This is a genomic window from Pseudomonas sp. HMWF006 (assembly GCF_003061205.1).
Classification (GTDB): domain Bacteria; phylum Pseudomonadota; class Gammaproteobacteria; order Pseudomonadales; family Pseudomonadaceae; genus Aquipseudomonas; species Aquipseudomonas monsensis.
On the sequence record NZ_QAIU01000213.1, the window covers coordinates 9,477 to 15,171 of the forward strand.

Genomic DNA, 5,695 nt, shown 5'->3' on the forward strand with positions numbered 1-5,695 from the left:
GGGGAGGGCTCGTCACTGTTTTTCGCGGCGATCTGGGAGGCCTATCCGGTGCAGGAGCAGGTCTGGTTGAGCACGGCCGTGATTACGCAGCCGGCCTCGAGTCAGCGCCGGCCGTTGATTCTCGATGAGGCCGGGCAGGCGGCGTGGCTCGATCCCGAGACGCCTTTGCATGTGTTGCAAGGGTTGCTGGCCAGCGAACCGGCGGCGTTGCGCGAGCGGGTGCTGGCGAATCTGATCAATGATCCCAAGCTCAACGGACCGGAGTGTCTGACCCCGGGCTGAAGCCTGCAGATCAAAAGCCCCTCACCCTAACCCTCTCCCGGAGGGAGAGGGGACTGATTGGGGGATATTGACGGAATACACCGACTGGAAGGTTTTTCACCGAATCCATAATCGCCACGATTTTTCAGGTCGATGTATGACGGTAGACAACTCGGTCAGTCCCCTCTCCCTTTGGGAGAGGGTCAGGGTGAGGGCCTTTTGGCTTTTCAGACCTTGAACTGATTGATCAACCGCCGCTGCTGCTCCGCCAGTTTGGTTAAATCCGCGCTCGCTGAACTCGACTCATCCGCACCCCCCGCCACTTCATTCGCCACCTGACCGATATTGATCACGTTACGGTTGATGTCATCGGCCACCGCGCTCTGTTCTTCCGCCGCGCTGGCAATCTGCGTGTTCATGTCGTTGATCACCGACACCGCCTGGGTAATCGTCTCCAGCGCCTCGGCGGCTTTCGCCGCGTGTTGCACACTTTCGTCGGTGCGGTTCTGGCTGTCTTCCATGACCCGCACCACATCGCGGGTGCCCTGTTGCAATTGCTGGATCATGGTCTGGATTTCTTCGGTGGCTTTCTGGGTCTTCTGCGCCAGATTGCGCACCTCGTCCGCCACCACGGCAAAACCACGACCCTGCTCGCCGGCACGCGCCGCTTCGATCGCCGCGTTCAGGGCCAACAGGTTGGTCTGTTCGGCAATCCCGCGAATCGCGGTGAGGATCGCATTGATGTTCTCGCTGTCCTTGGCCAGGGTCTGCACCACGTCCACCGCTTTACCGATTTCCAGCGCCAGTACGCCGATCGAATTGGATGTGTCGCGCACGATCTGCATGCCCTGACTGGCTGCCTGATCCGCATGACTGGCGGCTTGTGCGGCCTGAGTGGCATTGCGCGCGACGTCTTGCGCGGTGGCGGTCATTTCCTGCACCGCCGTGGCGACCTGATCGATCTCGGCCATTTGTTTCTGGATGCCGATGTTGGTGCGAATCGCGATATCAGCCGTGTGTTCCGAGGAATCGCTGACGCTCTGCACTGACGTCACCACTTGGGTGATCATCGCCTGCAACTTGGCGAGGAAGGTGTTGAAGCCCTTGGCGATCGAACCCAGTTCATCGCTGCGATCGCTGGTCAAACGTCGGGTCAGATCGCCTTCGCCCTGGGCGATGTCATTGAGCATCGCAACCATTTGTTTCAGCGGTCGGGCGATGCCGTGGCCGACCAGCCAGATCACCAGCAGGCCGAGGCCGGCGATGATCAGGCCGACCATGGCCATGCCGAAGGTGTCGGATTTGCGCTGGGCCTCCAGATCGCCCTGCAGTTTTTGCAGGTCGGCCATCACCGCGTTGAGCGGTAATTGCAGCATCAATGTCCAGCGTGCGTCGGTCTGGCCGATGCCGAAGGGCAGGTACAGTTCGATGCGGCCCTTGTCCTTGTTCACCGAATAGGTGACTTCGCCGCGCTTGAGACTGGCCATGCTGGCGATCTGTTCGGCGTCGAGAATGTCGCTGACCTTCTCACCGAATTTGCTTGGGTCCTTGGTGTAGGCAACGATCCGGCCATTGCCGCCGATCAGGGCCATTTGTCCGGCGCCACTGTAGAGTTTCTGGTTGGCGCCCAGAAGCATTTCCTGGATGAAGTTCACCGACAGGTCAGCGCCAACGATGCCCTGGAACGCGCCGTTGAGCATGATCGGTTCAATAAAGGAGGCGAGCATGACGATCTTGTCGCCGACTTTGTACGGCGCCGGATCGATCACGCAGGATTTCTTGGTTTCTTTCGAGCACAGGTAGTACTCGCTGGCGCGCACGCCGGTGGACAGGGTTTTCTGGTCGTCGACGTCCACCAGTTTGTCCAGGCCGAGGGTGCCGTCATCGTTGCGGAACCACCACGGCAGGAAACGTCCGTTGGCCGCGTCGATCCCTACCACGCTGGTGCCGACATAGGCCGCGTCATTGTGGTCGAGGGCGTTTTTTTCCCAGCCGATGTAGGTGCCGAGAATTTTCGGGTTCTTTTCAACGTTCTCTTTGATCAGGCTGATCAGTTGTTCGCGGCTGACGGTCAGACGTGGCTGGCCGTCGGCACCTGGTGTGCCGAGCAGGGCGTTGACCCGCACCAGGCCGCCGGCAATCAACAGTGGCGCTTCGAGTTCACGCTGGATCTGGCTGACCTGAGTCTGCGCCAGCGAGGTCAGGCGCTGTTCGATGACCTGCTCGAACTGGGTCTGGGTGCGCTGTTGCACCATCTCTTGCGTGCGGGCGCCGGAGAACAGCGCATACAGCACCAGCGCAACGACCACGCTGAGCACGATGGCGCCGGCCAGGGCGGCGACGGAAAACTGGATCGACTTGAACTTCATGGGAGCTCCGCACGCAAGAGGACGTCTGCGCTGTTGTATCGGCAGCCGGCATTGGGCCATGAGTGCGAGCAGGTGCAATTGAAAGCCGATGTCGCAAATGGATCAGTGCGCGACGCAGTTGCACGGGACTTGGCGGTCGCTGTGAATTTTTTACGACAGCGCTGGTGGGAAACATCTGAAAGTCGCTGCAACACGTCCGTTGTATCTGGCGTCGATACAATTACCCGCCTAGGATACGCGGCAGGTTTTCAGGGAGCTTTTGAATGAACAAGACATTGGTTGTAAGTGCACTGAGCGCAGCGCTGTTGCTGGCCGGTTGTCAGTCGGTCAACACCACCAGCGGCGGCGCCGTGGGTGTGGAGCGCAAGCAGTACATGTTCAGCATGCTGTCCTCGCAAGAGGTCGACCAGATGTATGCCCAGTCGTATCAGAAGACCGTCGGCGAGGCGTCCAGCAAAGGTGTGCTCGACAAGACCAGCCCGGAGGCCAAACGGGTGCAGGCGATTGCCAACCGCCTGATCGCCCAGGCGCCGAACTTCCGTCCGGATGCGGCGCAGTGGCAGTGGGAAGTCAATCTGATCAAGAGCGATGAGCTCAACGCCAACTGTGGGCCGGGCGGCAAGATCATTTTCTACACCGGGCTGATCGACAGCCTGAAACTGACCGACGATGAAATCGCTGCGGTCATGGGCCATGAAATCGCCCACGCCTTGCGCGAGCACGGTCGTGAAGCGATGTCCAAGGCCTATGGCATTGAAATGGCCAAGCAAGGCGCGGGTGCACTGCTCGGTCTTGGTCAGGACAGCCTGGCGCTGGCCGACACCGTGGCCAACTACGGCATGACCCTGCCCAACAGCCGCGCCAACGAAAACGAAGCCGACCTGATCGGTCTCGAGCTGGCCGCCCGCGCCGGGTACAACCCGAACGCGGCGATCACCCTGTGGAACAAGATGAGCAAGGCCTCGGAAGGCGCACCGCCGGAGTTCATGAGCACGCACCCGGCGTCGTCCAGCCGGATCGCCTCGTTGCAGGCGGCGATTCCGAAGGTCATGCCGCTTTACAACAGTAGCAAGCAGTAAGCTGCAAGCTGCAAGTCAACGCAGACTCGCTTGGCTTGCAGCTCGTTGCCTGAAGCTTGCAGCTGCTTTAAACCCAGCCACTGCTCTGCATCGCCTTGTACACCGCCACGATTGCCAGAATCATGAATGCCGAGGCCGCGAGGCGACGGATCAAGGTCAGCGGCAATTTGTCCGCGGCAAAGTTACCCGCCAATACCACTGGCACGTTGGCAATCAACATGCCCGCCGTAGTACCGATAATCACCAGCCACAGTTCCGGATATTGCGCGGCGAGCATCACCGTCGCGACCTGAGTCTTGTCGCCCATTTCGGCGAGGAAAAACGCAATCAGCGTGGTCAGAAACGGCCCGAACTTGCGTGCGGTGCTGGTTTCATCGTCATCCATTTTGTCCGGAACCAGCGTCCACAGCGCAGTGGCCGTAAAGCTTGCGGCGAGAATCCAGTGCAGCGTCGCATTCGAGAAGAAGCTGCCAAACCAGGCGCCTACCGCACCGGCTGCCGCGTGGTTAGCCAGAGTCGCGGCGACAATACCGGCAATGATCGGCCAGGGTTTGCGAAAGCGAGCGGCGAGAATCAGTGCGAGCAGTTGCGTCTTGTCGCCGATTTCGGCCAAGGCAACGATTGCGGTGGGAACGAGTAATGAGTCCAGCATCAGGATTTCCTAAGGGGCGGGTCGACACGGCTATGACACGTACAGCCTTCCCGCCCCGGGTAAGGTGTGCGTGTCATAGGTCTTGTCAAACCCTGCGAACCGTCTGGTGCGGTCGCTTGGGTCGCATGCGCCATGATCTGAGGATCAAGTATGTTGACGCATGCCGGACGAGCTTGGCGCTCGTGGGAGACTACTCCCCTAGGACGGAGCGGATTCTGCCTAGGCAAATCCGATAGAGCAAGCCTCTTTTTGAAAAGAAGTTTCAGCCGCGCTTGGCCCGGTAAATCCGGAAACCATTGCCTTCGGCCTTGATCGCACACACGCCCAGATGCTCTTCGATCAGTGGCTGATACTTCAGGAAGCTGTTCGCAACAAGCCGCAGTTCGCCACCGTTTTTCAGATGTTTCGCCGCTTTTCGCAGCAAGTTCTCCGTGGCGAAATAATCGGTGTGCACGCCGACATGGAACGGCGGATTGCTCAGGATCGCGTTCAAACCCATCGGCGCAGCGTCGATGCCGTCGCCAGTGATCACCTCGGCTTCCAGACCATTGGCCGCCAAGGTGAGGCGACTGCTTGCGGCGGCGAAGGCATCGACATCCAGCAGCGTGACCTGATTGTGTGGGTAACGACGCTTGACCGCCGCGCCCAGTACACCGGCACCACAACCGAAATCGAGCAGATGTCCGCTCGGCAGTTTGTCCAGGTGTTCCAGCAGCAAGGCGCTGCCGCGATCCAGTCGGCCGTGGCTGAACACCCCCGGCAGGCTGATGACTTTCAACGGGCCTTCGGCCAGTGGCAGCTCGTAAGTCTGGGCCAGGCTTTCCAGGGATTTGGCTTCAGGCGCGTTGGCCACGGTGACTTGCCACAGTTGGCAGTGTCGCGCGCTGTCGAGTTTGCGCGGCTTGCCAAACGGGTTGAGTTGCTTGGACGCACCCTCGATGCCACTGCGTTTTTCGCCAACCAGAAACACCTCGCGCCCGGCCAGACGCGAGGCCACGGCGTTGAGGATGTAATCGGTCAGGTCTTTGGACTTGGGCAAAAACACCACGGCGCTGTCGAACTCACGCTGAGGAATCTCCACGCCAAAATGGCTGCGCCCCTCGAAACGCGCGTCGAGTGCGGCTTGATCGCCCGCGTGCCAGCACCAGCCAAACGCATCGGGCAGGCGCCCGAGCAAATCGTCGGCGGGCAAACCGGCGAGCAACAGCGAACCCTGGAATAACTCGGCCTGACGAAGCAGTACTTCACTGCGCGGATCCATAACTGCTCCTCAAAAAAAAAGTGCCGCAGTTTATCAACTGACGACCCGCAGCGCCTTACCGCTGAAGAACGCC

Annotated in this window: 5 protein-coding genes, 1 pseudogene and 1 riboswitch; of the genes and pseudogenes, 2 read left to right on the forward strand and 4 right to left on the reverse strand. The window is 60.1% G+C overall.

Going from position 1 to position 5,695, the window contains the following annotated elements:
• On the forward strand, window positions 1–282 hold a 282-nt coding region (locus tag DBR24_RS31750), incomplete at its 5' end, for an SOS response-associated peptidase family protein (protein ID WP_256591344.1).
• A 206-nt stretch (window positions 283–488) separates the two neighbouring features.
• Here the strand turns inward: DBR24_RS31750 and DBR24_RS34795 are convergent.
• Window positions 489–1,331, reverse strand: coding sequence for a methyl-accepting chemotaxis protein (locus tag DBR24_RS34795; protein WP_371921250.1), 843 nt, complete (start codon window positions 1,329–1,331; stop codon window positions 489–491).
• 12 nt (window positions 1,332–1,343) lie between these two features.
• Window positions 1,344–2,690: pseudogene (locus DBR24_RS34800) on the reverse strand (HAMP domain-containing protein); the annotation flags it as partial.
• Between the two features lie 203 nt (window positions 2,691–2,893).
• On the opposite strand from DBR24_RS34800, the gene DBR24_RS08450 reads away from it, so the two are divergent.
• Window positions 2,894–3,709, forward strand: a complete 816-nt coding sequence (locus DBR24_RS08450; protein WP_123463092.1) for a M48 family metallopeptidase — start codon at window positions 2,894–2,896, stop codon at window positions 3,707–3,709.
• 67 nt (window positions 3,710–3,776) lie between these two features.
• Here the strand turns inward: DBR24_RS08450 and DBR24_RS08455 are convergent, their stop codons facing one another.
• A complete protein-coding gene (locus DBR24_RS08455) occupies window positions 3,777–4,361 on the reverse strand; it encodes a TMEM165/GDT1 family protein (RefSeq protein ID WP_077574495.1) in 585 nt (194 codons plus the stop codon).
• Between the two features lie 88 nt (window positions 4,362–4,449).
• Window positions 4,450–4,572: riboswitch (yybP-ykoY riboswitch) on the reverse strand.
• Window positions 4,573–4,623: 51 nt separating this feature from the next.
• Window positions 4,624–5,622 (reverse strand): class I SAM-dependent methyltransferase, encoded by a 999-nt coding sequence (locus tag DBR24_RS08460; protein WP_123463094.1) that lies wholly within the window; start codon window positions 5,620–5,622, stop codon window positions 4,624–4,626.
• Between the last annotated feature and the right edge of the window lie 73 nt (window positions 5,623–5,695).

What these genes read in the sequence shown, in the direction of transcription:
- DBR24_RS08455 (WP_077574495.1), bottom strand. Translation starts at nt 4,361, where the DNA reads ATGCTGGACTCATTACTCGTTCCCACCGCAATCGTTGCCTTGGCCGAA.
- DBR24_RS34795 (WP_371921250.1), bottom strand. Translation starts at nt 1,331, where the DNA reads ATGATCACCCAAGTGGTGACGTCAGTGCAGAGCGTCAGCGATTCCTCG.
- DBR24_RS08460 (WP_123463094.1), bottom strand. Translation starts at nt 5,622, where the DNA reads ATGGATCCGCGCAGTGAAGTACTGCTTCGTCAGGCCGAGTTATTCCAG.
- DBR24_RS08450 (WP_123463092.1), top strand. Translation starts at nt 2,894, where the DNA reads ATGAACAAGACATTGGTTGTAAGTGCACTGAGCGCAGCGCTGTTGCTG.